Origin of the sequence: Kribbella sp. CA-293567, from assembly GCF_027627575.1 — a bacterium.
Lineage (GTDB): Bacteria > Actinomycetota > Actinomycetes > Propionibacteriales > Kribbellaceae > Kribbella.
Genome location: NZ_CP114065.1, coordinates 4,754,685 through 4,780,762 on the forward strand (window position 1 = coordinate 4,754,685; position 26,078 = coordinate 4,780,762).

A 26,078-nucleotide genomic window follows, 5' to 3' on the forward strand; every position below is an offset into this window, starting at 1 on the left:
CATGGCTTGCTTCCATCGTCTCTTTCGGACTGAGTGATGGGAGCAAGACATGAGGTTCAAGGCACGAAGGATGATGGCGGCGACGGCGATCGCGGTACTGGGGATCAGCGGGCTGTCCGCGCAGACGGCTTCGGCGGACCCACCCTGCTATGCCGGTGAGGTCTGCGTCTACTACCAGGGTTCCCTGGTCTCCAAGTTCGCGCCGGTGAGCTCCGGCAGCTGCCGCTACCTCTCACACTCGTACGACCGGCTGTGGAATCGCTCCAGCTTCAACCAGCGCGCCTGGTCCGGCACGAACTGCAGTGGCCGCAACCAGCTGGTGGTTCCCTACGAGAACGCCAACATCAACTACTTCTGGAGTGTCGGCGGGTACTAGCCGCGCGGGATCACGTACTCGACGAGGTCGGCGTCGTCCGCGGCGACGTCGGCCCAGCGAGCCGTGTGGTGCAGCACGGTCAGGCCTGAGGTCGGGTACTTCTGGGTCAGCTCGATGCGGTTCGGACTGGTCCCGTCGAGGGCCAGTTCGTCCGCCAGCCAAGGGATTCCGGGGGCGTGTCCGACCATCACCACGGTCCGCACCTCGGCCGGGACGTCGCGGATGACCGCCAGCAGCTCGTCGGTGCCGGCGCTGTAGATCCGCCGGTCGTACCAGATGTCGGTGGCGATCGCGCCGGCCTCGGCGGCGTACTGCCAGGTCTCCCGGGTGCGGATCGAGGGCGAGCACAGGACCAGCTCGGCTTCGATGCCCTGGGCAACCAAGTAGCGGCCGGCCGCCGCCGCGTCCGCCCGGCCGCGATCGGCGAGCGGGCGTTCGAGATCGGGCATCGACTCCGGCGGCACCGCCTTCGCGTGCCGGAGCAGTACCAGGGTGCGGTCGATCAGCAGGTCCGACGAGTCAGCCATCGGCCCAGGATAGGGCCAGGGCCCGTGGACGCGCGCTAGACGACCGTCGACTGCAGGTTGCGGTACACCTGCCGCGTCGCGGTCGAGCGGTTCAGCGTGATGAAGTGGATGCCGGGCGCGCCGCCCTCGAGCAGCTTGTCGGACAGCTCGCTGGCCAGCTCGATGCCGACCGCCCGCACCGCCGCGGGGTCGTCCGCGACCGCGTGCAGCCGGTCGGTGACCAGCTTGGGCAGGGCCATGCCGGTCAGCTCGGCCATCCGCTCGATCTGCTTGAGGTTCGTCACCGGCATCACGCCGGGCAGGATCGGGATCTCGCAGCCGAGCGCCGAGGCCCGGTCGACGAGCCGGAAGTAGTCGTCCGCGCCGAAGAACATCTGGGTGATCGCGTAGTCGGCACCGGCTGCCGCCTTCGCCGCCAGCACCCGGGCGTCGGCCTCCAGGTCAGCCGCCTCCGGATGCTTGTCGGGGAAGGCCGCGACGCCGACGCAGAAGTCGCCCAGCTCCCGGACCAGCTCGACCAGCTCGACCGCGTGGTTCAGGCCTTCGGGGTGCGCGACCCACGGCTGCGACGGACCACCGGGCGGGTCACCGCGCAGAGCGAGCACGTTGCGGACGCCGGATCCGGCGTACGCGCCGATGACGGAGCGCAGTTCGTCGCGCGAGTGCGAGACACAGGTCAGATGGCCGAGCGGGGTCAGCGAGGTGTCCTGCGCGACCCGCTCGGTGACCCGGATGGTGCCGTCCCGGGTGGTGCCACCGGCGCCGTACGTGATCGAGACGAAGGTCGGCCGCAGTTGCTCGATCTCGCGGATCGAGCGCCACAGCACCTCCTCCGCCTCGGGCGTCTTCGGTGGGAAGAACTCGAAGGAGAAAGATGGCTCCGGGGTGGAGAGCAGTTCACTGATCGTCGGCGTGGTGCCTGGGAGCGTGGACGGAAGACCGGTTGCCATGGGTTCAAGGCTACCGGGACGTGGGCCTCCGCGTCAGGACCGACTACCCTCCGAGACGTGTATGCCGACGCAGACATCCCGACCGAGATCCAGGCCGCGCTGACCAGCTTCCTGGACATCCAGCAGGAGCGGCTCGCCGCGATCGGACCGGAGCTCGAGGAGCAGGTCCAGGCCGCGCGCGACGCGACCAGCGGTGGCAAGCGGCTGCGACCGTCGTTCTGCTACTGGGGTTTCCGGGCCGCCGGTGGCGATCCGGACAAGCAGCCGATCCTGAAGGCCGCGGCGAGCCTGGAGATGCTGCACGTCAGCGCGCTGGTGCACGACGACGTGATGGACTCGTCCGACGTACGCCGCGGCGCGCCGGCCGCGCACCGGCGCTTCGAGGCCCTGCAGCGGGCTCGCTCGGAAAAGTCCGGCCACGGCGGCGACCCGGTCGGCTTCGGGATCGGCGCGGCCATCCTGCTCGGCGACCTGTGCCTGATCTGGGCCGACGAGATGCTCAACACGTCCGGTTTCGACGCGGGCTCGCTGGCCGCGGCCTCGAAGTTCTTCGACGCGGTCCGGGTGGAGGTGACGGCCGGGCAGTACCTGGACCTGGTCGCCCAGGCCTCGGGCGAGGCCGACATGGACCGGGCCCTGCGCGTCCTGCGGTACAAGGCGGCCACCTACACGGTCGAACGCCCGCTCCACATCGGCGCCGCGCTCGGTGGCGGCGGACAGCACCTGGTCGACTCGCTGTCGGCGTACGGGCTGCCGCTGGGTGAGGCTTTCCAGCTGCGTGACGATCTGCTGGGTGTCTTCGGCGATCCGGCGCTGACCGGCAAGCCGGCCGGTGACGACCTGCGGGAGGGCAAGCGGACCGTACTCACGGCGTACGCGGTCGAGCACGCGTCGGAGGTGCAGTTGACCGAGTTCGACCGGCTGTTCGGCCGGCCGGACCTGGACGACGACGAGATCCAGTTGCTCCGCGAGATCCTGCAGGACAGCCGCGCGGTGCAGGCCTGCGAGGACCTGATCAGCGAGCGCACCGAGGACGCCCTCGACGCGCTGGAGCGGGCTCCGATCGACGACGACACCTCCCGCAAGGCGCTCGCCGACCTGGCCATCGCCGCCACCTCGCGGCACCTCTGAGCCTCACGCCTTGGCGAGCAGGCCGATCGTGCGCAGCAGGTCGGCCGTCACCTCGGGTTCGCCGAGGATGATCACCTTCAGCGTGCCGCGGTCCTCGTCGTAGGCGGTCTCCACCCGCAGCCGGCCGAGGCCGCCCTGGTTGACCGCCGCGTGCAGGTGGGTGCTGATCCGGTCGGCGCCGGCCCGGTCGATCGCGTCGACCTGCACGATGCTCGACACCTCGACATGCCGCCCGTCCAGGTCGGCCTCGGCGGCCGGGAGGCCGGTGAAGGCTTCGAGATCCTCCCGGGAGATCCGGTACTGCTTGCCGATCCGGACCGCCTTCAGCCGGCCGTCGCGGACGTAGTTCCGGATGGTCCGCACATGCAGCCCGAGCTGCTCTGCCACCTGCTCGACCGAATACAGCATGCTAGATCCCTGTCGTCTATCTTAGAATTCCCTATAAATGTGCTTGTAGGGGAAGGATAGAGCATCTTGAGGACATATCAGGCGACCACGGTGATCAAGAGCGACACGGACGCCGTCGACGTCATCGCGGAAGCGCACTACGGGCACGACGCCGAGTGGGTGGTGGTGCCGGTCGAGCTGCTGCCGGCCGAGTTCTTCCGGCTGAGCAGCGGGCTGGCCGGGGCGATCGTGCAGAAGTTCGTCAACTACCGGATGGGACTGATCGTGCTGGGCGACGTCTCGGCGTACGCCGCGGCCAGTACGCCGTTCCGTGACTGGGTCCGGGAGGCAGGCCGGGGTCGCGAGCTGAAGTTCGTGCCGGATCAGGCCGCGCTAGATTGCCTTCATGCTGGAGGAGATCTCACCGCGGGCGCCTGAGCTGCTTCGGCCGCGCATCCTCCGGCAGGCCTGGCGGGACCTGTCCTTCATCCACTGGGCCGTCGAACCGGCCGCGGTCGCGCGCTACTTTCCGCCCGGCACTCGGCCGGACACCTTCGAAGGCCGGACGTACGTCGGCCTGGTGCCCTTCCGGATGGTCATGTTCGGCTCGCTGCTGGAGACCAACGTCCGCCTGTACTCCGTGGACGGCACCGGACGGCGCGGAGTGATCTTCCTCAGTCTCGACGCCACCCGCCTGTCGCTCGTCGCAGGTGCCCGCGGCACACTCGGCATCCCCTATCGCTGGGCGCAAATGCAGCACCACGTCGAAGGCAACCAGCACATCTACGTCACCTCAGCACTGCGCTGGCCGCGGTTGACCGCCGGCAGCACGATCCAGGTGCGCGTCGGCGACCAACTGGAGCCCGGCCCGCTGGAGCACTTCCTGACCGCGCGCTGGGGCCTGCACCTCACCAGGGCCGGCCGCACTTGGTACATGCCCAACGAGCACCCGTCCTGGGTCCTGCGACACGCAGAACTGGAGCACTTCGAAGACCGTGGGCTGCTCGCCTCGGTAGGACTGGGAGAGCTCAGCGCCCGCCCGCCCGACCACGTGGCCTTCAGCGCCGGCGTAACGACCCTGTTCGGCCTGCCTAGAGGACCGGTACCTCACTGAGCAGGCCCGGTACGTCGTCGGCCTCGCGCAGCAGCACTCGCAACTGACCCGACTCGTTGGCGTCCTCGGTGAAGATCTGCAGCGCCACGTCGACCGTGTCGTGGTCGTCGTTCAGCAGGTTTCGCCAGCCCTCCCACAGCACCACCTCGGGCTCGCCCGTCGACCGATCACCCAGTGAGTCGGCCAGGGCGTCCCAGTTCCGCCCGAACCAGCGCGGCAGGTCGAAGGCGGTCGCGCAGACGTCGAGGAAGCCCGCCTTGTCGTGCACGCTCGTGGTGTCGAGCAGGACGAAGTTCCAGCCGGCCTTGGTGACGGTGCGGCGTGCCTGGTCGACAGTCAGCTCGGACGGCCACCGGTAGACGCCCGGACGCAGGCCCTGGCCCAGCAGCGTGTGCAGGTCCGTCATCCGCCTGTCCCCCCGTCCGCCTGGATCCGGCGGAACGACTTGTAGTGGTCGTCAGTGTAGTAACGCTCGTCGCCCTGCCCCGTCACGATCCGGCGCGCGCCGCGGTCCCGCTCGCCCGGCGTCTTCACGGTGAACTCCCGGTAGTAGCCACGGTTCTGCTTCGGCAGGATCTTCTCGAAGTTGCCGAAGGTGGCACCGTCCTTGCCGTACGGGTACGGCCCGCCCTTGTCGATCAGCTCGAGCGTCTGCTGCCCCTCCTTCGGGAGGTCGGCCACGGCCACATAGGGCAGGCCGCTGACCGGATCCTTCGTGGGCCTGTCCTGGGTCGCCGTACCGGACGGACTGCAGCCGATGAGCGACGCGGCCAGCGTGATCACCATCAGCGCGATCACGACAACCGCGACCGCCCGGACCACCTTCGGGTTGTTCATCATCCGGCGCGCCGCAACCGCCGGCTGAACTCCCCCGCCGCTTCGGCCGGGTCGTCCGCGTCGGTGATCGCCCGTACGACGACCACGCGGGTCGCGCCTGCCTCGACCACCTGGTCCAGCCGGTCGAGGTCGATCCCGCCGATCGCGAACCACGGCTTCTCCGTCGGCCGGCTCGCGGCGTACGAGACCAGCTCGAGCCCGGCGGCGCTGCGGCCGGGTTTGGTCGGGGTCTCCCAGGTCGGGCCGACACAGAAGTAGTCCGAGCCCTGCTCGTCGACGGCGGCGTTGACCTGGCTGAAGGTGTGGGTGGAGCGGCCGATCACCGGTTCCATCCCGGTGACGGCCCGCGCGGCCGGCACCGGCAGGTCCCGTTGGCCGAGGTGCAGGATGTCGGCGCCCGCGGCGAAGGCGATGTCCGCGCGGTCGTTGACGGCAAGGAGCTTGCCGTGCCGCCGGCACGCCGCCGCGAAGACCTCCAGGGCCGCCAGTTCGTCAGCGGCCTCCAGGTTCTTCTGCCGCAACTGGACGATGTCCACACCACCTCCCAGGGCGGCGTCCAGGAACTGCTCGAGATCGCCCTGCTGCTCCCGGGCATCCGTGCACAGGTAGAGGTGGGCGTCGGCCAGCCGGTGCCGTAGTCCGGCGTCAACGGTGTGCTCAGTCACAGGACCAGCCTGCCATGTGCCCCTGCTTCGGTGTGTCCGGCGTCGTAGTCTTGGCGCCATGGCCGAGCGAACCTGCGACGTCGTCATCATCGGTGCGGGGCTGATCGGCCTCGCGACCGCTTGGCGGCTCGCTGTAGACAATATCCAGGTGACGGTATGCGACCCCACCCCCGGCGGCCAGACCTCGTCGGTGGCCGCCGGCATGCTCGCCCCCGTCACCGAGGTCGAGTACGGCGAGGACGCCCTGCTCGCGCTCAACCTCGCCAGCGTGGCCGCCTGGCCGGCCTTTGCGGAGGAGCTGGAAGCCCTCACCGGTGAATCCGCCGGGCTGCACCGCACCGGAACCCTCTCGGTCGCGTACGACGCCGATGACGCCGCCGCGATCCGCCGCCTCGCCGAATACCAGCGAAGGCTCGGCCTGGAGGTCGAGGAACTCACCAGCCGGGAAGCCCGCAAGCGAGAGCCGTTGCTCGCAGCCGGCGTCACTGCCGGCGTCTGGGTGCCCGGCGATCACTCCGTGGACAACCGCCAGGCCGTCTCGACTTTGCTGGGTGCCGCCGAGCTGAGCGGCGTCCAGGTCGTCAGGCAGCGAGTACGCCGCGTCCTCACCTCCGGCGCTACTGCAGTCGGGGTGGAGCTGGAAGACGGATCGGCCGTTCATGCCGGCCAGGTCATCGCTGCGACCGGCCCGTGGTCTGCACAGCTCGAAGGCATCCCGCCGGAACTGCAGGTGCCGGTCCGTCCAGTCAAGGGTGAGGTACTGCGCCTGCGGGTGCCCGAGGCGTACCGGCCGGCTCTGAACCACACAGTGCGAGCGACAGCCCGAGGGTTCTCCGTCTACCTGGTCCCCCGCCCAGGTGGTGAGCTGGTGGTCGGCGCCACCACGTCGGAACTCGGCTACGACACTCGTGTGCTGGCTGGAGGAGTGTTCGCGCTTCTGCGGGATGCGCGGATGATCCTGCCCATCACCGACGAGCTGGAACTGGTGGAGGCAGTGGCCGGATTACGGCCGGCCACACCCGACAATGCACCGATCCTGGGGCCCTCCGGCCTCGACGGACTGCTGTGGGCGACAGGGCACTACCGCAACGGCGTACTGCTGACTCCTGTCTCCGCACAGGTCCTCGCCGACACTGTCCGTACCGGAGTCCTTCCCGAGCTGGCAGCACCCTTCCTGGCCAGCCGTTTCGCCGAAGTTAAGGTGGCGCCATGAACGTGGTCGTGAACGGTAGCGCCGAGCAGATCGCAGCCGGAACCACAGTGGCCGAGGTGGTCGAGCGCTGGGCACGCACGCCGGTCGGGGTGGCAGTAGCAGTGAACGAGGCCGTGGTGACCCGGACAGAGTGGCCCGGGACGACACTGGCCGAAGGCGATCGGGTGGAGATCCTCACCGCGGTCCAGGGCGGTTGAGGAGAACCCGATGAGTGACGACACGTTGGTGATCGCAGGACGCGAGTTCACGTCCCGGCTGGTGATGGGGACCGGCGGTGCGCCGAGCCTCGAAGTACTGGAGGAGGCACTGGTCGCCTCCGGGACACAGCTGACCACTGTGGCGCTCCGGCGGCTCGACCCGAACCAGCAGGGGTCCGTCCTGGACGTACTGCGCAAGCACGACATCGCAGTACTGCCGAACACCGCGGGGTGTTTCACTGCCGGTGAGGCCGTGCTGACCGCCCGGCTTGCCCGGGAGGCCTTGCAGACCGACCTGATCAAGCTGGAGGTGGTTGCCGACGACCACACCCTGCTGCCCGATCCGGTGGAGCTGCTGGACGCCGCAGAGACCCTCGCGGCGGACGGCTTCGCCGTGCTCGCCTACACCAACGACGACCCGATCCTGGCCCGCCGGCTGGAGCAGGTCGGTTGCGTCGCGGTGATGCCGCTTGGCTCGCCCATCGGCTCGGGACTGGGCATCCGCAACCCCCACAACATCAGCATGATCGTCGAGGCGGCCAAGGTGCCGATCGTGCTGGACGCGGGCATCGGTACGGCGAGTGACGCCGCGCTGGCGATGGAGCTCGGTTGCGACGCCGTACTGCTCGCGACCGCGGTCACCCGGGCGGAGCGGCCGGCGCTGATGGCCGCCGCGATGCGTGATGCCGTCACGGCCGGGCGAGGCGCGCGGCTGGCCGGACGCATTCCCCGCCGGTACCACTCCGCCCAGGCCTCGTCACCGCTCGACGGGCGCGCGTCACTTTAGATGCCCTCGGCACCAGTTGCCAGGAGCAAACATCGATTGTGAACCACAATCATGTAGTTCAGCCTTTAATTGTTACCTTTCGATCACAGCCGTAACAAATGACCCACCGGTACCTGTTGTCACATCTGTACCACCACTTACCGTCAAGGGACGTTCACACGGGGAGATGGAAAGATGGGCAACACGTGGAGAAAGGTCCTGCGGGTATCGACTGGTTTCGCGGTTCCGCTGCTCGCAGCCGGAGTCATCACCGCCGGATCACCGGGCTTCGGGCAGTACAAGGTCAAGAACGGTGACACGCTCAGCCACATCGCGGCGGCGTACGGCACCGACGTCCGCACGCTGGTCTCGCTGAACCAGCTGCCTGGCAACGGCAACGCCATCTACGCCGGCGACGTGCTGAAGCTACCGGGCAAGGCCCCTCAGCGAGGCGGATCCCAGCAGCCGGGCCAGGCCAAGCGTTCGCAGCTCGGCCGGGTCGTCTACGTGGTCAAGGCCGGCGACACGATCGGCCAGATCGCGCGGCGCTACCACTGCTCGCAGGCCAACCTGCTGGCGGCGAACGGGTTGCGGGCCGGCGACCACATCTATGCCGGCAAGAAGATCCTGGTGCCGGTCAAGCTCAAGGCCACGCCGGTCGCGAAGAAGCCGGTCAAGAGCACCCGGAAGAAGACCAAGAACAACACCTTCGCCGGCCGCACGTACGCCGACCACATCGTCTCGGCCGCGGACCGCAACCGGGCCGCGCTGCGCAAGCGCAACCTGCCGACGCGGGCCCAGATGCGGACCCTGATCATCACCACGGCCAAGCGGTACGGCGTCGACCCCGAACTGGCGCTGGCCATCTCGTGGCAGGAGTCCGGCTGGAAGCAGCGGGTCGTCTCGCCCGCCAACGCGGTCGGCGCGATGCAGGTGATCCCGTCGACCGGCCAGTTCACCTCGAGCATCGTCGGCCGCAAGCTGGACCTGCTCAAGCCACAGGACAACGTCACGGCGGGTGTGGTGCTGCTCAGCCGGCTGACCAGAGCGGCAACGCTCGACATCGCGGTGGCCGGCTACTACCAGGGTCTGGGCGGCGTCCGGCGAAACGGCATGTACCCCGACACCAAGCTGTACGTGAAGTCCGTGCTGCGGCTCAAGGCGCAGTTCGAGAAGGGCTGGAGCCCGCTCTGAGCCAGGCTGAGAGAGCGCTTCCCCGGGTGTGACGAGGTGGTCACCAGGGGTGGTCCGGCGCGGCGACGGACCGGCTGCCTTGCACCTTATTTACACTCTCAGGGCAGACAGCTTCGAGAGGCGGCTCACCGCAAGTGACGGAAGACGTAGGCACCCAGGTGGGCGACCGCCTTGTCGGGCGAGTGCTCGACGGGCGGTACCGGGTGGGCTCGCGGGTCGCCAAGGGCGGCATGGCGACCGTCTACGAAGCGCTCGACATGCGGCTGGACCGGATCGTCGCCCTCAAGGTGATGCACCTCGGGATGGGCGACGACGCGGAGTTCGGACGGCGGTTCGTGGCCGAGGCCCGGGCCGCCGCCAAGCTCTCGCACCCCAACGTGGTCGCCGTCTTCGACCAGGGCGACGACCACGACACGCTCTTCCTGGCGATGGAGTACGTGCCCGGCCGTACGCTGCGCGACGTCATCCGCCAGCAGTCGCCGATGCCGCCCGCGCGGGCGCTCGACCTGCTCGCGCCGGTGCTGTCCGCGCTCTCGGCCGCTCACGACGCGGGCATCGTGCACCGCGACATCAAGCCCGAGAACGTGCTGATCTCCAACGACGGCACCATCAAGGTCGCGGACTTCGGACTGGCCCGGGCGGTCACCACGACCGGCAACACCGCGACCCAGGGCCTGCTGATGGGCACGGTCTCGTACTTGGCCCCCGAGCTCGTGACCGACGGCCGCGCCGACGCCCGATCCGACGTGTACTCCGCCGGCATCCTGCTGTACGAATTGCTCACCGGCCGCAAACCCCATACCGGCGACACCCCGATCCAGGTCGCCTACGCCCACGTCCACGCCGACGTGCCTCCGCCTTCGCAACTCGTCCAGGGCATCCCGCCGTACGTCGACGCCCTGGTCCAGCGAGCCACCGCCAGAGAGCGCGATCTCCGGCCGGCCGACGCGCGGGTGTTCAGCCGTCAGGTCCACCGGGTGCGCAACGCGATCGAGGAGGGGCTGCCCGACGATCCCGAGCTGACCGGCGACCTGACCGTGCCGATCCAGCAGATGCGTCAGGACAACGAGTACGACGACGGCTACACGCGAGGCAGTGGGTATGCCGAGCACCAGCCACGCAACGACACCATCGTCGTACCGTACGAGCCGCCGACGAGCCGGGTGCCGCAGCAGTCGCTGCTGCGGCCTCAAGGTGCGACTCGCCAGGCGGCGACTCCCCCGGTGCGGCAGGTGCCCCGACAGTCGCGGGGACGTGGGTTCATCGCGTTGTTCGCCGTACTGGCGCTGGCGCTGGGAGTCGGCTCGGCGGCGTGGTTCTACGGCGTACACCGGTACACCGAGACGCCGTTGCTGCTGAACCTGACCGCCGCTGACGCCGGTACCAAGGCGGGCGAACTGGGTCTGACCACGAATCTGGCGAACCAGGACTTCTCGGAGGACATCCCCAAGGGGGAGGTCATGAAGACCGACCCCGAGCCGGGCGCGCGGATCCGCAAGGACGGCGAGATCGCGCTCACCGTCTCCAAGGGCCCCGAGCGGTATCGCGTGCCACAGCTCGCCGGTCTCGACGAGGAGGCCGCGCGACGCGCGCTGGAGTCGGTCAAGCTGATCGTCGGGCAGGTGAGCCAGTCCTACAGCGAGTCGGTGCCGACCGGCCGGGTGATCGTGTTCTCGCCGAGGTTCGACTCGGTGATGAAGCCGGGCGAGACGGTGAACCTTGCCATCAGCAAGGGCAAGAAGCCGATCGCCGTACCGGACCTGACCGGCAAGTCGGCCCGCGAGGCCACCCGCACGCTGAAGAAGGCCGGCTTCGCGGTCGGCCGCACCGACCAGTACGACGAGAAGATGCCCGAAGGACGGGTGATCAGCCAGACCCCCAGCAACGGCACCCTCTATGCCAAGGACAAGGTCCAGCTGGTCGTCTCCAAGGGCCCGGCACTGCGCGAGATCCCCAGCGTCCGCAGCAAGAAACTCGCCGACGCCCAACGCATCCTCACCGCGGCGGGCTTCCAGGTGAAGGTGGTCAAGGCCCAGTTCAACCTCGGCCTCAACCTGGTCGCCGCCCAGTCCCCCGGCGCGGGCACCAAAGCGAAGCCCGGCACGACCATCACCGTCACCGTCCTCTAGCTCGCGCGGACGGCGAACGCCGCGGCTAGCCGATCTCGCCCTTGATCAACTGCACGACGAAGCCTGCTACGCCGCCCGTGGCGGCGGTGACCAGGATGAACTGGCTGAAGGTCATCCCGCCGAGCTCCTGGCAGAGTCCCGCGCCCCGGACCAGGCAGTCCGTTGCCTCGGTGGCGGCCTGGCTGAAGACGGCCCAGCCGAGCAGACCACCGATCAGAGCTCCGATTCCCGATGTTGCGAAGTAGCCCTGGATCGCGCCCATCACTCCCCCTCACGTCACCACGTCCGGCACGGTGGCTCCGGCTGGCCGTGGTGAGGTGTCCCACCTGCTACATCGGCCGGCCGCCGGGACTGTTACCAAGTGTGAAAAGGAGGTACCGAATTTCACTCTCTGTGCTGCAGGGTCTCCCCCAGGTAGTGGCCGGTCAGGCTTTCGGTCACCTGTGGGAGCAGGTCCGGGGTGGTCGCGGCCACGATCCGCCCGCCGTCGATGCCGCCGCCGGGGCCGAGGTCGATCACGTAGTCGGCGTTGGCGATCATGTCCAGGTCGTGTTCGATCACGATGACGGTCGCGCCCGCGTCGATGAGGCGGTCGAAGACCTTCAGCAGAACGCGGATGTCGGCGGGGTGCAGGCCGACGCTCGGCTCGTCGAAGACGAAGAGCGTGCCCTGCTGCCGCTTCTCCAGGTCGGTGATGAGCTTCAGGCGCTGAGCTTCGCCACCCGAAAGCGCCGGCGTCGCCTCGCCGAGCAGGACGTAGCCGAGTCCCACCTCGTCGAGCGTGCGCAGCCGGGCCTGCATCTTTCGCAGGCCGGTGAACTTCTTCCGCGCCTGCTCGACGGTCAGCGCGAGGGCGCCGGCCAGGGACAGGCCGTCCAGGGTGATCGCGTCCGCCTCCGGCGCGTACCGGCGTCCTTGGCACAGTGAGCAAGGAATGTCGACGTCCGGCAGGAACTGCACGTCGAGCGAGATCTGCCCAGTGCCTTCGCACTGCGGACAGCGCAGACTGCCGGTGTTGTACGAGAAGTCGGCCGCGGTGAGGCCACGGGCGCCGGCCTCGTCGGTGCCGGCGAAGGCGCGCCGGAGCTCGTCCAGAACCCCGCTGTACGTCGCGACGGTGGAGCGCACGTTCCGCCCGATCGGAGCGGCATCGACGATGACGGTACGGTCGATGCCGCCGGCATCGAGTCGCAGGACGTGCCTGGGGTTCTGACCGGTGAGCGCGGCGGCGAGGCTGTCCAGTACCAGGGTGGTCTTGCCCGATCCGGACACTCCCGTCACGGCCGTCAGGCGCCGCAGCGGGAACTCGGCTTCGAGCGCCTTCATGGTGAAGCGGGGCCCGGTCTCGATCCGGATCCGGCCGTGCTCGAAGAGGTCGCCGAGCGGCACCCGCCGACGGACCACAGCCGGCTCACGTCCGCTGAGGAACCCTCCGATCAGCGACGTGGCCGACTCCTCCAGGTCAGAAACGGTGCCAATGGCAACGATCTCGCCACCGTGCCACCCCGCGCCCGGACCGATCTCGATCAGCCAGTCGGCCTGCCGGAGGACCCGGACGTCGTGATCGACCAGGACGACGGAGTTGCCGGTCTCGACCAAACGGCGCGCGACCGTCATCAACGCGTCGATGTTGCTGGGATGCAGCCCGATCGACGGCTCGTCGAGCACGTACAGCAGGCCTGTCGCGCTGCTCCGCAGGGTTCGGCTGAGCTGGACTCGCTGAAGCTCCCCCGTCGAGAGCGTCCGCGATGCCCGGCCCAGGGACAGATACCCGAGCCCGAGTCCGAGCAGGTGCTCGGCGGTCGCGGTGAACGCCTGCACGATCTGGGTGGCCATCCGGCTGAGCTCGGCCGGCGCGGTGGAAGGCAGCTCCCGGACGAAGCTGGTCGCGCGGTCGAGACTCCAGGTCGACACCTCGTCGAGCGTGACGCCGTCGAGTGTCACCGAACGGGCGCGCTCGTTCAGCCGGGAGCCGCCACAGGCCGGACACCCGGCGACGTGGACGAAGCGATCGAGCCGCGTGACGGCCGTCTCGCTCTGCGCGTTGCCGAGCGCGTCCTGGATCACCCGGTTCGCGTTGCGGTACGTCGCGTTGAGCTCGAACGCGTTGCCTTTCTTGCTCGTGACAACGACCGTGCGCTTGGTCTCCTCGCCACTGAACACGATCTCGCGCTCGGCCGGTGTCAGCTCCCGGAACGGCACATCGACCCGCACGTCGAGCTGAGCCACCACCTGCGGCAGCAGACCGGCGCCGAACGAGCCCCACGCCGCCACCGCGCCCTCCTGGATGGTCAGCGACTCGTCCGGTACGAGCGCGTGCTGATCGATCTGCCGCGTCTCCCCGGTCCCCGTGCAGGTCTCGCAGGCGCCGTCACTGTTGAACGCGAACGCCTCCGCGCCCGGTACGGCGAAGCGCACTCCACACACCGGGCAGGTGAGTTGCGCGGTCGAGGCGATCTCGATGGTCGGCTGCACCCGGTGCCCGTTGGGACACAAGTGCGCACCCAGCCGCGAGTACATCAACCGGACCGCGTTGAGCAGTTCGGTGGCCGTGCCGAAGGTACTGCGAACCCCAGGCACCGCGGGCCGCTGGTGCAGCGCGATCGAGGCCGGTACGCCGTCCACCGCATCGACATCCGCGCGGGCAGCCTGTGACAACCGCCGGCGCGTGTACGCCGACAACGCCTCCAGGTACCGCCGCGACCCTTCCGCGTACAGCACGCCGAGAGCGAGCGACGACTTCCCCGACCCCGAGACACCGGTCAATGCCACCAACTGCCGAAGTGGCACGTCGACGTCGACACTCTTCAGGTTGTGGACCCGGGCACCCCGTACCGCTACCTGCTCGCCCCAATGCATGCAGCCATCGTAGGGACCCCCGGCCGAGGGCGGACCGCCGCCGCGACGCGGACATGTCGTTGCACCCGGCAAACATGCGGCCGACGGCCCCGCACTCACCGGGACGGATTCCCGTGGCACGAACTGCCGGCCAGCTCTGGACACGCAGGGCCCCGACATGGTCCGCTTCGCTCTGCCACAATCTACATCGTTGGAGAACCGCCCCCTCCAAGATCGGAGTTCCGTCGTGCGGACGAGAACAGCAAGGACTTTCCGCCGGGCTCTGGCCCTCACGCTGGCCGCGACCGCGGTGGCCGCAGGAACGGTGGCACTGCCTGCCGTGGCCGAACCCGACCCGCAGACCGTCGTTGCGGGCAACGCTCGTTTCCAGGTGCTGTCCCCCACGCTGATCCGGACGGAGTACGCCGGCGACGGCAAGTTCGAGGATGCCGCGACCTTCAACGCCGTCGGCCGGAGCGACTTCGGTCGCGTCCCGTTCACCAGTTCGGTGGCCGACGGAGTCCTCACCCTCCGGACCAGTGCGGCCACGCTGACCTACCGCCTCGGCTCCGGACCGTTCGACGCGAGCAACCTGCGGGTCCAGTTCGAGACCGCAAGCGCCACGGTCGATGCGACGCCCTGGCACCACCTGACCTGCGCTGCCGGCGCGCTGTGCGAAGGCGAAGACCTGGCTGCCGACGGGCTGGGAACCGCCAAGGACCACACCGGCTACACCGGCGGCGGGTTCCTCGCCGGGTTCGAGAGTGCCGGCATGCAGGCCACCGCCGACGTCCTCGTGTCAGAGGCAGGGACGTACTCGTTCACCGCGCGGTACGCGAACGGAACGGGAGGCGACGGCAAGCACGAGCCCCGCACGCTCAGTCTGTCGGTCGACGGCGGCCCGGCTCAGCGCGTGACCTTCGCCCCGACCGCCGGCTGGGACTCCTGGGCGCTGGCCTCGGCACAGGTCACTCTTGGCGCCGGCCACCACGTCGTACGACTGGGCCGGACCGCGGCCGATTCCGGCAGTATCAATGTGGACAGCTTCGCGCTGCTCAAGTCCGGTGCCGCTTACCCGCCCGCCTCGGCCCGCGCGTACGGCGACTGTGGATTCGGGGTCAGCTGCGAGGCGGAGTCCGGGCTGCCGGGTGGATCGGCCATCGTCGCCGCCAACCATCCCGAGTACGCCGGTCGCGGGTTCGTCGCCGAGCTCTCCAACGGGTCAAGCCTTACCCAGCGAGTCGTCGGCGTCCCCGCCGACGGCACCTACCAACTGCAACTGCGCTACGCCAACGGCACCGGCGCGGACGGACGCCATGAAACGAGGACAGCCAGTGTCACCGCCGCAGGCGTGACCCGTACGGCGTCGTTCCCCGTGACCGCCGACTGGAATACCTGGGGCGCCGCGTCGGTCCCGGTCGACCTCAAGAAAGGCACCAACGAGATCGTCCTGGGCTGCCCTGACGCAACGAGTTGCCACGTGAACCTCGACACCGTCGCGGTCACCCCGACCGGTGCCGCCGCACCGCAGCCGCACCTGGCGCTCGGCGGATACCGGCGCGGCCTCGACGGTGTCAACGCCGACAACGGCGCTCCCAGCACCACTGCGGGTCTTCTCCATCGAGACGGCTGGTATCTCCTCGACGACACCAGTTCGGCGCAGTACGACGTCCGGACCAAGCAGGTCACGCAGCGGCCGTCGCGCGGCGGTCATCAGTACCAGGACGGCTACCTCTTCTCCTACGGCCATGACTACAAGACCGGCCTGCGGGACCTGAAGTCACTGACCGGGCCCGCGCAACTGCTTCCCCGCTGGGCCTACGGGGTCTGGTACTCCGAGTACATCGATCGCACCGCCGCCGACTACAAGGCGATCCTGGCCCGCTTCCGCGCCGAAGGCGTGCCGCTCGACGTGCTTGCCATCGACACCGACTTCAAGGCTCCCGACACCTGGAACGGGTGGCAGTTCGACACCACGAAGTTCCCCGATCCCAAGGCGTTCTTCGACTGGTCGAAGTCCCAGGGACTGCACGCCAACCTCAACATCCATCCCAGCATCATGGGCAGCGACCCGCAGTTCGCCCGGGCGATGGCCACCGCCAAGGGCAAGCTGTCCAAGGCCGGCTGCGGCACCGACTGCTACACCTTCGACTGGGGCGACCCCGACCAGCTCGAGGCCTACCTGGAGCTGCACTCGGAGATGATGGCCCAGGGCAACGACTTCTGGTGGCTCGACTGGTGCTGCGACAGCTCGCGATCCAGCCTGCCCGGTGTCACTCCGGACGCCTGGATCAACCAGCAGTACGCCGAGCTGGCGGCGCCGGCCACCGGTCGCGGGTTCGTCATCTCCCGCGCCTACGGCTCGCTCCAGGCGGGTGGCTACGGCAATCCTCTCCCGCTGGCCACCGGTCCCTGGGCCGACAAGCGCAGCACCCTGCACTTCACCGGCGACACGGCATCGAACTGGAGCACGCTCCGGCTCGAGGTCGGTGCCACGCCGGCCGAGTCGGTGGCCACCGGCCTGTCGGCGATCAGCCACGACATCGGCGGCCACAACGACACCACCGGACTGCCCGGCAGCGAGACCTACCTGTCCGGCGGGCAGCAGCGGCGGACGAACAAGCTGCCCGACGACATGTACGCACGCTGGGTCCAGCTCGGCACGTTCCAGCCGATCGACCGGCTGCACAGCAACCACAGCGATCGGCTGCCCTGGCAGTACGGAACCGAGGCCGCGAAGTCCGCGACCAAGTTCCTGAACCTGCGCGAGAACCTGGTGCCCTACACCTACACACTCGCGCAGCAGGCGACGGCGACCGGCGTACCGATGGTGCGGCCGATGTACCTGGAGTACCCGGAGGAGCAAGCCGCCTACGCCACCGCCGGCAGCCAGTACCTCTACGGTCCGGACCTGCTCGTGGCCCCCGTGACGACACCCGGAACGCAGTCGACCACCACGGTCTGGTTCCCGCCGGGTCAGTGGACCGACTACTTCACCGGCAAGGTCTACGCCGGCGGCACCACCCAGCAGATCACCAGCGACCTCGGCACCATGCCGGTCTTCCAACGCTCCGGCGGCATCACCACCACCCGCAGCACGAACGTGACCAACGACGTCCAGAACCCGCTGACGAAGGTCACCGCGACCATCGCGACCGGCGCCTCCGGGCGCTTCACCCTCTACGAGGACGACGGCACGACGACCGACCAGACCCTGAACGCGACCACGAACCTCACCTACCAGGAGACTCCCGGCCGTCACCAGTTGACGATCGACGCGACCCAGGGCCGGTTCCCCGGGCAGGTCACCGAACGCGAGTGGACGGTGAAACTCCTCGGCGTCACGGCCGCGCCGGAGCGCATCAGCCTCAACGGCCAGCGGCTCGACCCGCAGAAGTGGACCTGGGACAGCGCGAGCCGGACCCTCACGATCAACGCGCCTTCCCAACGAACCCGGACTCCGCTCCGCATCTCCTACTGAAACCGCGACCGGACACCTCGCCGCTTCCCTGCGGCGAGGTGTCCGGTCGATCGGCGTGACGCCTACTCCTTGGTGGCAAGGTTTTCGATCGGTGGGGTGCGGAGAAGTTTGCTGATCGGAAGGATCGTGGTGGTCATCGCGAGCAGGCTGGCTCCGCCCAGTACCGCTGCCCAGCCGAGCGGCGGGATGTACGGAACCGGATCGCCGGTCAGGGTGGCTACCACGGCCACCAAGGTGACTGCGGCGATGGTCGCGCCGATCGCCAGGGCGACGCCGAGCAGGCCGGCTTGCTCTGCGTGGATCATCCGCTTGACCTGACGACGGGTCACGCCGCTCAGCCGCAGCAAGGCCAGTTCCCGGCGCCGGGCCAGCGCGGCCATCACCATCGTGTTGGCAGCAGCCAGGGCGGCGTAGCCGACCATGACGCCGATCAGCAGTTTGTTCAACCAGGCGCTGAGGGCAAGGTCGGTGGCCAGTGCGCCGGTGACATCGCCGGCCGCCAGCAGCGTGCTGCTGGGGTAGCGGGCCGCGACCTTGGCCAGCGCTGCATCGGCGTCCGCGCCGGGGGCAGTGCGGATCAGCACCTCGTCGAGGCCCGCACCGACGGTCTCCCGGCTGAGGATCACGTCGCCGAATCCGAGGCCCCGCTGGTAGATCGCGGCCACCCGCAACTTCTTCGCGGTACCGTCGCCAAGCCAGACCTCCGCCTGCTCCCCCACCTTCCAGCCCTGGGAAGACGCCCGCAGCCCCGAGACCGCGATGCTGTCGCCGCGGAGGTCGCTCAGGTTGCCGTTCTCGACCTTCAGGTCCATCGTCGACGCGGCGTCGCCGGGGTCGATCGCGCGGGCACTGACGACTTCGGCGCCGTCCATGATCCTGACGATCACCGAGGTACGCCGTACGCCGGTGACCGCCTCGACCCCCGGCACACCGCGCAGTTCGCCGACAGCGTCAGCGGGCAGACCTGCCGGGGCGGTCAGCACGTGTTGCGCGAGCATCCCGTCGCGGCTCTGGTCGAGGGTCGCCCGCTCCAGGTTGTCCTGCAGGAACCACACCGAACCACCGAAGCCGACCGACAGGACCAACGCGGTGAGCACGGTCGCCATCCCCTGCGCGTTCGCCTTCAGGTTGGCGGTCGCGAGAAACCCGCTGGTGCCCCAGAAACGCTGCAGGACAGGCGCCAGCAACCGGGCAGCGAACCTGTTGATCCACGGCGCGAGCAGGCCGACCGCGATGACGAACAGGTACAGCATGCCGATCGCGGCCGCCAGCGCTGTCTGGCCGCCCAGGCTGACAGTGGCCACGCTCGAAGACAGCGCACCCACCAGCGTCACCAGACCGAACCCGAGGCGGATCTTGCTGTTGCCGGCCGACTCGACAGCCGATTCGCCGAGCGCCTCGGTGGGCCGGATGGCGGTGATCCGCCGAGCAGCGATCAGGGTCGCGAGCACCGCGAAGACCGTGGTGACGATCACCGCTGCCAACGCGGCCAGAGCGCCGTTGGCCATGGGGAAACCAGCGGGAACGAAACCCCGGCTGGTCAGTTCGCCGACTGCCCAGCGCGTCGTGAGGAGACCGGCCGGCACTCCCATCACCGCGGCGGCGGCACCCGTCAACGCCGCCTCAGCCATCAGCATCCGGCGTACCTGACCTGGCTTGGCGCCGATCGCCCGCAGCAGTGCGAGATCGCGGCGACGGTGCCGGACGGACAGGCCGACCGTGCCGGCCACCACGCAGATGATCAGCAGGACGATGTAGCCACCGAAGGCCGCACCAACCTGAATCAGAAGATCACTCGCTTGACCAGCGGCGCCGGACTCTTCGGCTTTCGCCCGATCGTCCCCGGTGTAAGCCTTGGCCGAAGCAGGCTCCGCGAGCCGGCCGACCGCGGCCGCGACGGCGGGCTGATCAGCATCGGGGGCCGTGATGACGCCGATGGCGTCCACGCGGCCGGGGTGCGGCGCGAACGCCGCGGCCTGGGAGTCGGTGAAGAACGCCGCGGCCGGCTGGCCGTTGCCGGTCGTCTGCTCGGCGAAGCCGCTGACGCGAAAGCGATGCGCGGTACCGGCGATCGTCAGCTCAACCGACTGGCCCACGCGCAACGCCGTACCGGCCAGCCGCCGGTCGAGGACGATGTCGCCGGCCTTGCTCGGTTGCGTCCCACCAGTCAGCCGGTACGGCGTGAGCGCGGCGCTGCTCCAGCCGCGGCCGAGTGCCGCGCCGAATGCCTGCGCCTGGACCGGAATGGAGTGATCGGGGACGGCAGCCACCACTCCTGGTACCTGCCGGATCTGGTCGACCAGCTCAGCCGGCACCGTGCCGCCGTCGGGCAAGGTCACCGTCGTCTTGTACGGATCGCCGCCGAACTCCTTGCCGGTGAAGGTGATGTCGCGATCGGCGACCACAATGGCGGCAGCGGCGTACCGCTGGGTCTCGGGCCGGTACCGAAGACCCGACTCGACCAGCATTCCCATCGTGGTCAGGATCATCACGCCCACCGCAAGGGCGAGCAGAGTCGCGACGACGCTTCCTGGGCGTCGGCGAAGCATGCTGAAGGCAAGGTTCGTCATCGGTCAGCCCTCCCGGCTCAGCCGCGGGCGGCGACCGAGGGAGGCCAACTGCTCGGCGATCCGGTCGGCGCCGGGCTGCGGCAGGTCGGCGACGATCCGGCCGTCGGCGAGCACCACGACGCGATCGGCGTACGACGCGGCCACCGGATCGTGGGTGACCATGATGACCGTCTGGCCGTGCTCGTCGACCGTCGATCGCAACAGGCCGAGGACCTCGGCCGCGGTCTGGGTGTCGAGCGCGCCGGTCGGCTCGTCGCAGAAGATGACGTCGGGACGCATCGCCAGCGCTCGCGCGATCGCGACTCGTTGCTGCTGGCCCCCGGACAGCTGGGCCGGCCGATGCCGCAGGCGCGAACCGAGATCGACCCGCTCGACCACCTCGGCCAGCCAGCGACGGTCGGGGCGCGCACCGGACAGCCTCAGCGGCAGGGTGATGTTCTCCTCGACCGTCAGCGCGCCGATCAGGTTGAAGGCCTGGAAGACGAACCCGACCTTGGTCCGGCGGAGCTCGGTGAGCTTGGTCTCCGACAGCCCGGACAGCTCCGTGTCGCCGATCCAGACCCGGCCGGAGCTGGGGCGATCGAGCCCCGCGGCGGTCTGCAGCAGGGTGCTCTTGCCGGAGCCCGACGGTCCCATCACGGCAGTGAAGGTGCCTCGGTCGAAGGTGGCCTGGACGCCGTCCAGCGCGGTCACCGGCTGGCCGCCGGCGGCGTAGACCCGGGTGAGCTGCTCGACCCGTACGGCGGCTGGGGTGGTGGGGACGACGAGCAGTTCGCGGTCCGGTGTCGCGGTGAGTGAAGGCATACCAGAACGCTATGGCGATCGGGACGCCCGCAACATGCAGCCTTCGGGTCAACGGAGGTGGTGCAGGCACCACCTCCGTCACCGGCGCTGGCTGCCGTCCAGGTAGCGCAGTACGGCGGTCACGCGGCGGTCGGCGCTGTCGTCGGGCGCCAAGTCGAGCTTGGCGAAGATGTTGCGGATGTGCTTGTGCACGGCGCCTTCGGTGACGAACATCCGCTCGGCGATGACGGTGTTGCCGAGCCCTTCGGCCATCAGGGCGAGGACATCGCGTTCGCGCGGGCTCAGCCGTTCCAGCGTGCTGTCCGGACGGCGTCGCGCCAGCAACTGGCCGACGACCTCGGGGTCGACCGCCGTCCCACCGTCCGCGACCCGATGCAGTGCGGTGAGGAACTCGTCGACCCGGCCCACCCGCTCCTTCAGCAGGTAGCCCAGCCCCACTGCTCCCCCGGCCAGCAGCTCGGTCGCGAAAGCCTGCTCGACGTAGGCGGACAGCACCAGCACCGCCAACCGCGGATGCCTGCGCCGCGCCTCCACCGCTGCCACGATCCCTTCGTCGGTGTGGGTGGGCGGCATCCGGACGTCGACGATGGCCACGTCAGGCTCGTGTTCGTCGACAGCGATCAGGAAGGACTCCGGCGAATCGGTCGTTGCGACCACGTCCAGCCCTTCGGCGCGCAGCAACAGCGCCAGCCCCTCCCGCAACAGGGCGTCGTCCTCGGCGATCACGATCCGCATGGCAGCTCCACTCGCAGTACTGTCGGCCCGCCGGCCGGGCTGGTCAGGGTCAGGCTGCCGTCGAAAGCCTCGACCCGCCTCCGGATGCCGGTCAGGCCGGAGCCACGGCGCTCGTCGGCACCGCCGCGCCCATCATCCTCGATGACGATCACCAACTGGTCGCGCTCCCTGCGGACGGTGCCTGCCACGCTCGTCGCGGCGCTGTGCTTGGCAACGTTGGTCAGTGCTTCCGCGACGACGAAATAGGCCGCGGCCTCGACCGAGGCGGGGCACCGGCCGGCGATCTCCACCTCGAGCTCGCACGGTACGCCGGAGCCGGCGGCGAGGCCCGCCAGGGCGCCGGCCAGGCCGCGGTCGGCGAGCACCGGCGGAAGGATGCCGCGGGCAACAGTGCGCAGCTCGGCCAGCGCCAGCTCGGCGGCGTCCTGGGCCTGCGCGAGGACGGCGTCCGCGGTCGCGGGGTCGCGGGCCAGGGCGCGGCGCGCCGCTCCGAGGAAGACGTTCACGGCGACCAGCCGGTTCTGCGCCCCGTCGTGCAGGGACCGCTCGATCCGCCGCAGTTCGACGGCGTGCGCGTCGAGGGCCGCCGCTCGCGACGAGCTCAGCTGGGACACCCGCAACGACAGGTCGACCTCGGCCGACGGCGCCAGCAACCGTCGTCCCGGCCGGGCCTGCAGCCTCGCCAGCACCGGGTTGATCGCGATGGTGACGAAGAACCAGCCCAGCCCGGTCAGGCCGACGACCAGCGCGTCGCCGATCCCGTCGATCCGCCAGAACGACACTCCCGGTCCGGTGGAGCCTGGAGGCAGCAACTCGAACCACAGCGGGAAGCTCAGACTCTGGACGGCGTACAACGGCAGCCCGAGGCCGAGCAGCCCGATCGCGAAGCCAAAGGTTGCGTGCAGCAACAACCAGCTGAGCTCACGGCGTACGGCCGGATCGCGGAGCGCCTGCCATCGGCCGTCGGCAAGGGGTTCCGCGCCGATCACGTCGGGTCCCCAGCGAGTGAGCCGGGCGCGTTCACGATCCGCGATCGCGCGAGTCACCTGCAGGGCGGACGGAATCAGGAAGACGCCGACCCCGAGCACGGAGAGGACGGCGACGACGGCCGTCCAGAACAGCGCGGCCAGGGCCAGCATCGCGGTCCCCAGGCCGCCGACGAGATGCTCGAGCGCATCGACGGCGAGCCCCAGCCGGGACAGCAGGAACCCTGCCTTCCGGGGACGCTTCTCCTGCTGCGCGACGGTCATGTCACCTCCTGCTGACGACCGTAAGGCACACCGGGAGGCGATCGGCCTGGCACGCCAAAAAGTACAGCCTGCTGTACCGTCCGCCGGCCTGTTGGCTGGATGGTTCGCCGACGGCCCGGAACCTAGCGTTGTGACCACGCCGACCATCACCCCGAGGAGCCACCATGACCGACCGGTACCGAATCTCCAGCACAGTCGAGAACCAGCACGTCGCCGCACCCGCCGAGACCCGCCGTACGCCGCTGCGCACCGCGCTGTGGATCGGCCTGTTCGTCAGCGCGGCGGCCAACGCGACGCTGTCCTCGATCGGCGTCAGTCCGTTCATCGGCGTCGGTTTCGGCTTGGTCGCCCTCGGCTGCATCGCCGGGCTGATCGTGCATCACTACAAGTCGCCCCGGCACTGAAATCCCCGGTCCTGCTGATCAAGGAGATCCCATGTCATCGCCTCACAGCCCGTCGCGTCGCCGCCTGTTCGGCCGGCGGTTCACCCTGGCCGTTTCCGCCGTCGCCGCGATCACCGGCCTGAGCGCCGGCGCCGCCCTGTCATCGGCAGCGCCGGCGACCGGCTCCCCGGCAGGCCGCCCGAACAGCGCCGTACAGAAGAGCCTGAACGACCTGGTGAAGGGACCGAGCTTCCCGGGCACGATCGCCACCGTGCGGGACCGCTCCGGACGCGTGCGGACCTACACCGCCGGGGTGGCGGACCGGACGACCGGCGAGTCGCTCGATCGCGACAGCCGGGTGCGGATCGGCAGCAACACCAAGACCTTCACCGCCGTCGTCGTGCTGCAACTGGCCGGTGAAGGCAAGATCGGCCTGGACAGCCCGGTCGAGAAGTACCTGCCGGGTCTGGTCCGGGGCCAGGGCATCGACGGACGGAAGATCACCGTGCGGCAGCTCCTGCAGCACACCAGCGGCATCCCCGACTACGACGACATCGTGCTCGACTACCTGCCGATGCAGCACACGTACTGGGAACCGCGGCAGATGGTCGATGTCGCGTTGCGGAAGAAGGCCTCGTTCGCGCCGGGCAACGGCTGGGAGTACAGCAACACCAACTACGTTCTGGCCGGGCTGATCGCGCAGAAGGTGAGCGGTCGCCCGATCGGCGAGGAGATCACCCGCCGGGTGATCGACCGCGCCGGGCTCCGGGACACCTACTGGCCCGGTGTGGGCGACGAGCGGATCCTCGGCGAGCATCCCCGCGGTTACTACAAGACCACGCCGGACGGGAAGGAGACCGACGTCACCGAGCAGGACCCGTCCCTCGGCTGGGCCGCCGGCCAGATGATCGGTACCCCCGCCGACCTGAACCGCTTCTTCACCGCACTCGTCCAGGGCAAGCTCCTCCGGCCCGCTCAGCTCAAGGAGATGCTGACCACGGTGCCCGCGGAGGACTTCGATGTGGTCGGCGGTTCTCGCTACGGACTCGGGATCGCCCAGCTGAAGCTCTCCTGCGGCGGCACGGCCTGGACCCACGGCGGCGACATCTTCGGCTACGAGACCCGCAACGCGGTCACCGCCGACGGTCGCGAAGCAGCCTTGGCCGTCACCGCGATGCCGACGACCCTCGAGGACGCCAAGCGAGTGGCCAAGTCACTGGACACCGCCCTCTGCAGCTGACCACCAGCAGCACAGCCCGTCCCGCCACCGGTTGGGACGGGCTGCTCGAGGTTCGCGCTCTGCTCGCCGAGGTCCCCGCCGACCGAGGACTGCCCGGGCCGGACCGAATAGTCTGGTGACATGACCGACCGAGGGATGCAGGAGCTGGCGCTGCTGTTGCTGACCGCGCTCGCGAACGAGTCCCGGCACGGCTACGCGATCGCCCAGGAGGTCAAGGCGATCACCGACGGCCGGGTCGCGCCGCGCACCGGCGCGTTGTACGGCGCGCTGGACAGGCTGCTCACCGAGGGCCTGATCGAGGTGGTGCGGGAAGAGGTCGTGCGCGGCCGGGCCCGCCGGGTCTTCGCCCTCACCTCCACCGGCCGGGAGCGCCTGGAAGCCGAGGCGGAGAGACTGGACGCCGCCGCCCGCGAGGTACGCCGCCGCCTGGCCGCCGGGACAGCGCCTGCGACATGAGCGACCCCCTTCTCCGGCTGTACCCGGCCGCCTATCGGGCCGCGTACGGACGCGAGATCCTCGACGTCCATCGTGAGATGACGATCGATCTCCCCCGCTGGGCCCGGCTGCGTGCCGACGCCGACCTGGTCGCGCACGCGGTGCGGGTGCGGCTGAGGCTCGACTCCGCGGCGGCCGGCGGACGCTTCTTCGCTCTCGCCGCGCCGTTCGCGCTGGCGGTCGCCGCGGCGTACGGCGGGATCCAGCTGATGAGGTGGTACGCCGGCCTCGCGATCTCGCCAGGATCGACCTGGAGTCACCTGGTGACGATGGATCTCGCGTGGTCGCTGAACGTGGGCTTCCTCGGGCTGATGTCGGCCGGCGCGATCATCGCTCTGCTCAGGTGGTGGGTGCCTGGTGTGGTTCTGGCGGTCGCGGGACTGCTCGGGTTCGCCGTCCAGTGGACCTTCGCGCCGAGTTTGTACGGCGATGGGCCGTTCGAGGCGATCGCCGCGGCGCTGACCGCGCTTGTCATACTCGCGTGTCCCCCGGATCGCCGCAGCGACCGGCGGCTGTCCGCGGTGGCCGGAGCCGCGGCCGCTGTCGCGTGGTTTCCCATCGCTCTGGTCCTCACCCGCAACTTCATCGTGAGCACGGACTACGGCGTCTGGCCGCTGCTCGTCCTTGCGCTCACGGGTGCTGCTCTCGCCTTGCACGCGCGGTCGTCCGGACTGCGTGAACTGGGCGCGATGGTGGTGGCCGCACCGCTTTTCCTCGCCTACGCCGCTACGAGTGGCTGGTTGGCGATACTCCGTTGAAGTGAGTATTGTCTGATTCGGACCATTCATGTGGCGCG

26 protein-coding genes are annotated in these 26,078 nt (G+C 69.4%); 14 read left to right on the forward strand and 12 right to left on the reverse strand.

From position 1 onward, the window contains the following. Positions 1–49 precede the first annotated feature (49 nt). Positions 50–376 carry a hypothetical protein gene (locus OX958_RS21745; RefSeq protein ID WP_270130974.1) on the forward strand — a complete coding sequence of 109 codons (327 nt, stop codon included), beginning with the start codon at positions 50–52 and terminating at the stop codon, positions 374–376. Here OX958_RS21745 and OX958_RS21750 read toward each other — a convergent pair. Both OX958_RS21750 and metF read right to left on the reverse strand, forming a co-directional pair. Continuing rightward, positions 373–903 (reverse strand): SixA phosphatase family protein, encoded by a 531-nt coding sequence (locus tag OX958_RS21750; protein ID WP_270130975.1) that lies wholly within the window; start codon positions 901–903, stop codon positions 373–375. The two genes, OX958_RS21745 and OX958_RS21750, sit on opposite strands and share 4 nt — an antisense overlap. Positions 904–938: 35 nt before the next feature. Further along, the gene (gene metF, locus OX958_RS21755) at positions 939–1,853 is read right to left on the reverse strand and encodes a methylenetetrahydrofolate reductase [NAD(P)H] (RefSeq protein WP_270130977.1); all 915 of its coding nucleotides are present in this window, start codon (positions 1,851–1,853) and stop codon (positions 939–941) included. 57 nt (positions 1,854–1,910) lie between these two features. Between metF and OX958_RS21760 the strand changes: the two genes are divergently transcribed. Continuing rightward, a complete protein-coding gene (locus OX958_RS21760) occupies positions 1,911–2,984 on the forward strand; it encodes a polyprenyl synthetase family protein (RefSeq protein WP_270130979.1) in 1,074 nt (357 codons plus the stop codon). 3 nt (positions 2,985–2,987) lie between these two features. Here the strand turns inward: OX958_RS21760 and OX958_RS21765 are convergent, their stop codons facing one another. After that, entirely contained in the window at positions 2,988–3,392 is a 405-nt protein-coding gene (locus OX958_RS21765) for a helix-turn-helix domain-containing protein (protein WP_270130980.1), read from the reverse strand. Between the two features lie 66 nt (positions 3,393–3,458). On the opposite strand from OX958_RS21765, the gene OX958_RS21770 reads away from it, so the two are divergent. Both OX958_RS21770 and OX958_RS21775 read left to right on the forward strand, forming a co-directional pair. Continuing rightward, a complete protein-coding gene (locus OX958_RS21770; RefSeq protein WP_270130981.1) occupies positions 3,459–3,809 on the forward strand; it encodes a DUF4180 domain-containing protein in 351 nt (116 codons plus the stop codon). Next, entirely contained in the window at positions 3,778–4,485 is a 708-nt protein-coding gene (locus tag OX958_RS21775) for a YqjF family protein (protein ID WP_270130983.1), read from the forward strand. Before OX958_RS21770 ends, OX958_RS21775 begins: the two co-directional genes overlap by 32 nt. On the opposite strand, the gene OX958_RS21780 is transcribed toward OX958_RS21775, so the two are convergent. The 3 genes from OX958_RS21780 to thiE are packed head-to-tail and all read right to left on the reverse strand — an operon-like array spanning position 4,463 to position 5,987. Then, the gene (locus OX958_RS21780; protein WP_270130984.1) at positions 4,463–4,891 is read right to left on the reverse strand and encodes a barstar family protein; all 429 of its coding nucleotides are present in this window, start codon (positions 4,889–4,891) and stop codon (positions 4,463–4,465) included. The genes OX958_RS21775 and OX958_RS21780 overlap by 23 nt on opposite strands. Next, the gene (locus OX958_RS21785) at positions 4,888–5,325 is read right to left on the reverse strand and encodes a ribonuclease domain-containing protein (protein ID WP_270130986.1); all 438 of its coding nucleotides are present in this window, start codon (positions 5,323–5,325) and stop codon (positions 4,888–4,890) included. Before OX958_RS21785 ends, OX958_RS21780 begins: the two co-directional genes overlap by 4 nt. Continuing rightward, complete coding sequence (thiE, locus tag OX958_RS21790; protein WP_270130987.1) at positions 5,322–5,987, reverse strand: thiamine phosphate synthase; 666 nt, start codon at positions 5,985–5,987, stop codon at positions 5,322–5,324. Before thiE ends, OX958_RS21785 begins: the two co-directional genes overlap by 4 nt. Before the next feature lie 58 nt (positions 5,988–6,045). Here thiE and thiO point away from each other — a divergent pair, with 58 nt between their 5' ends. The 5 genes from thiO (at position 6,046) to pknB (ending at position 11,486) form a co-directional block, all read left to right on the forward strand. Beyond that, positions 6,046–7,200 (forward strand): glycine oxidase ThiO, encoded by a 1,155-nt coding sequence (gene thiO, locus OX958_RS21795; protein ID WP_270130988.1) that lies wholly within the window; start codon positions 6,046–6,048, stop codon positions 7,198–7,200. Next, positions 7,197–7,397: a sulfur carrier protein ThiS gene (gene thiS, locus OX958_RS21800; protein WP_270130989.1), complete on the forward strand. Its 201-nt coding sequence runs from the start codon at positions 7,197–7,199 to the stop codon at positions 7,395–7,397. Before thiO ends, thiS begins: the two co-directional genes overlap by 4 nt. Before the next feature lie 10 nt (positions 7,398–7,407). Continuing rightward, positions 7,408–8,184 carry a thiazole synthase gene (locus tag OX958_RS21805; RefSeq protein WP_270130990.1) on the forward strand — a complete coding sequence of 259 codons (777 nt, stop codon included), beginning with the start codon at positions 7,408–7,410 and terminating at the stop codon, positions 8,182–8,184. A 174-nt stretch (positions 8,185–8,358) separates the two neighbouring features. After that, the gene (locus tag OX958_RS21810; RefSeq protein WP_270130991.1) at positions 8,359–9,357 is read left to right on the forward strand and encodes a LysM peptidoglycan-binding domain-containing protein; all 999 of its coding nucleotides are present in this window, start codon (positions 8,359–8,361) and stop codon (positions 9,355–9,357) included. 134 nt (positions 9,358–9,491) lie between these two features. Further along, positions 9,492–11,486: a Stk1 family PASTA domain-containing Ser/Thr kinase gene (pknB, locus tag OX958_RS21815; RefSeq protein ID WP_442913213.1), complete on the forward strand. Its 1,995-nt coding sequence runs from the start codon at positions 9,492–9,494 to the stop codon at positions 11,484–11,486. 25 nt (positions 11,487–11,511) lie between these two features. On the opposite strand, the gene OX958_RS21825 is transcribed toward pknB, so the two are convergent. Then, positions 11,512–11,748, reverse strand: a complete 237-nt coding sequence (locus OX958_RS21825) for a hypothetical protein (RefSeq protein WP_270130992.1) — start codon at positions 11,746–11,748, stop codon at positions 11,512–11,514. Positions 11,749–11,870: 122 nt separating this feature from the next. Then, positions 11,871–14,345, reverse strand: coding sequence for an excinuclease ABC subunit UvrA (locus OX958_RS21830; protein WP_270130994.1), 2,475 nt, complete (start codon positions 14,343–14,345; stop codon positions 11,871–11,873). Positions 14,346–14,571: 226 nt separating this feature from the next. Between OX958_RS21830 and OX958_RS21835 the strand changes: the two genes are divergently transcribed. Next, the gene (locus OX958_RS21835) at positions 14,572–17,805 is read left to right on the forward strand and encodes a TIM-barrel domain-containing protein (protein ID WP_270130995.1); all 3,234 of its coding nucleotides are present in this window, start codon (positions 14,572–14,574) and stop codon (positions 17,803–17,805) included. Between the two features lie 62 nt (positions 17,806–17,867). Here OX958_RS21835 and OX958_RS21840 read toward each other — a convergent pair whose 3' ends face one another. The 4 genes from OX958_RS21840 to OX958_RS21855 all read right to left on the reverse strand — a co-directional run bounded on the left by OX958_RS21840 (position 17,868) and on the right by OX958_RS21855 (position 23,164). Continuing rightward, entirely contained in the window at positions 17,868–20,375 is a 2,508-nt protein-coding gene (locus OX958_RS21840) for an ABC transporter permease (RefSeq protein ID WP_270130996.1), read from the reverse strand. A gap of 3 nt (positions 20,376–20,378) precedes the next feature. Next, positions 20,379–21,179, reverse strand: coding sequence for an ABC transporter ATP-binding protein (locus tag OX958_RS21845; RefSeq protein WP_270130998.1), 801 nt, complete (start codon positions 21,177–21,179; stop codon positions 20,379–20,381). A gap of 78 nt (positions 21,180–21,257) precedes the next feature. Continuing rightward, complete coding sequence (locus tag OX958_RS21850; protein WP_270131000.1) at positions 21,258–21,914, reverse strand: response regulator transcription factor; 657 nt, start codon at positions 21,912–21,914, stop codon at positions 21,258–21,260. Beyond that, positions 21,902–23,164, reverse strand: coding sequence for a sensor histidine kinase (locus OX958_RS21855; RefSeq protein ID WP_270131002.1), 1,263 nt, complete (start codon positions 23,162–23,164; stop codon positions 21,902–21,904). Before OX958_RS21855 ends, OX958_RS21850 begins: the two co-directional genes overlap by 13 nt. A gap of 164 nt (positions 23,165–23,328) precedes the next feature. Between OX958_RS21855 and OX958_RS21860 the strand changes: the two genes are divergently transcribed. From OX958_RS21860 to OX958_RS21875, 4 genes are all read left to right on the forward strand, one after another. Beyond that, positions 23,329–23,568 (forward strand): hypothetical protein, encoded by a 240-nt coding sequence (locus OX958_RS21860; RefSeq protein ID WP_270131004.1) that lies wholly within the window; start codon positions 23,329–23,331, stop codon positions 23,566–23,568. A gap of 31 nt (positions 23,569–23,599) precedes the next feature. Further along, on the forward strand, positions 23,600–24,787 hold the full coding sequence (locus OX958_RS21865) for a serine hydrolase domain-containing protein (protein ID WP_270131006.1): 1,188 nt from the start codon (positions 23,600–23,602) through the stop codon (positions 24,785–24,787). Positions 24,788–24,907: 120 nt separating this feature from the next. Then, positions 24,908–25,243, forward strand: a complete 336-nt coding sequence (locus tag OX958_RS21870; RefSeq protein WP_270131008.1) for a PadR family transcriptional regulator — start codon at positions 24,908–24,910, stop codon at positions 25,241–25,243. Next, positions 25,240–26,040, forward strand: coding sequence for a hypothetical protein (locus OX958_RS21875; protein ID WP_270131009.1), 801 nt, complete (start codon positions 25,240–25,242; stop codon positions 26,038–26,040). Before OX958_RS21870 ends, OX958_RS21875 begins: the two co-directional genes overlap by 4 nt. The last annotated feature ends 38 nt before the right edge of the window (positions 26,041–26,078 follow it).

Excerpts from the sequence above, each read along its gene's own strand:
- OX958_RS21850 (WP_270131000.1), bottom strand. The coding sequence starts at position 21,914 with ATGCGGATCGTGATCGCCGAGGACGACGCCCTGTTGCGGGAGGGGCTG.
- OX958_RS21805 (WP_270130990.1), top strand. The coding sequence starts at position 7,408 with ATGAGTGACGACACGTTGGTGATCGCAGGACGCGAGTTCACGTCCCGG.
- OX958_RS21775 (WP_270130983.1), top strand. The coding sequence starts at position 3,778 with ATGCTGGAGGAGATCTCACCGCGGGCGCCTGAGCTGCTTCGGCCGCGC.
- OX958_RS21845 (WP_270130998.1), bottom strand. The coding sequence starts at position 21,179 with ATGCCTTCACTCACCGCGACACCGGACCGCGAACTGCTCGTCGTCCCC.
- OX958_RS21780 (WP_270130984.1), bottom strand. The coding sequence starts at position 4,891 with ATGACGGACCTGCACACGCTGCTGGGCCAGGGCCTGCGTCCGGGCGTC.
- OX958_RS21865 (WP_270131006.1), top strand. The coding sequence starts at position 23,600 with ATGTCATCGCCTCACAGCCCGTCGCGTCGCCGCCTGTTCGGCCGGCGG.
- OX958_RS21870 (WP_270131008.1), top strand. The coding sequence starts at position 24,908 with ATGACCGACCGAGGGATGCAGGAGCTGGCGCTGCTGTTGCTGACCGCG.
- metF (WP_270130977.1), bottom strand. The coding sequence starts at position 1,853 with ATGGCAACCGGTCTTCCGTCCACGCTCCCAGGCACCACGCCGACGATC.
- OX958_RS21745 (WP_270130974.1), top strand. The coding sequence starts at position 50 with ATGAGGTTCAAGGCACGAAGGATGATGGCGGCGACGGCGATCGCGGTA.
- thiS (WP_270130989.1), top strand. The coding sequence starts at position 7,197 with ATGAACGTGGTCGTGAACGGTAGCGCCGAGCAGATCGCAGCCGGAACC.
- OX958_RS21860 (WP_270131004.1), top strand. The coding sequence starts at position 23,329 with ATGACCGACCGGTACCGAATCTCCAGCACAGTCGAGAACCAGCACGTC.
- OX958_RS21855 (WP_270131002.1), bottom strand. The coding sequence starts at position 23,164 with ATGACCGTCGCGCAGCAGGAGAAGCGTCCCCGGAAGGCAGGGTTCCTG.
- OX958_RS21765 (WP_270130980.1), bottom strand. The coding sequence starts at position 3,392 with ATGCTGTATTCGGTCGAGCAGGTGGCAGAGCAGCTCGGGCTGCATGTG.
- OX958_RS21875 (WP_270131009.1), top strand. The coding sequence starts at position 25,240 with ATGAGCGACCCCCTTCTCCGGCTGTACCCGGCCGCCTATCGGGCCGCG.
- OX958_RS21785 (WP_270130986.1), bottom strand. The coding sequence starts at position 5,325 with ATGATGAACAACCCGAAGGTGGTCCGGGCGGTCGCGGTTGTCGTGATC.
- OX958_RS21810 (WP_270130991.1), top strand. The coding sequence starts at position 8,359 with ATGGGCAACACGTGGAGAAAGGTCCTGCGGGTATCGACTGGTTTCGCG.
- OX958_RS21830 (WP_270130994.1), bottom strand. The coding sequence starts at position 14,345 with ATGCATTGGGGCGAGCAGGTAGCGGTACGGGGTGCCCGGGTCCACAAC.
- OX958_RS21840 (WP_270130996.1), bottom strand. The coding sequence starts at position 20,375 with ATGACGAACCTTGCCTTCAGCATGCTTCGCCGACGCCCAGGAAGCGTC.
- OX958_RS21750 (WP_270130975.1), bottom strand. The coding sequence starts at position 903 with ATGGCTGACTCGTCGGACCTGCTGATCGACCGCACCCTGGTACTGCTC.
- thiO (WP_270130988.1), top strand. The coding sequence starts at position 6,046 with ATGGCCGAGCGAACCTGCGACGTCGTCATCATCGGTGCGGGGCTGATC.
- OX958_RS21825 (WP_270130992.1), bottom strand. The coding sequence starts at position 11,748 with ATGGGCGCGATCCAGGGCTACTTCGCAACATCGGGAATCGGAGCTCTG.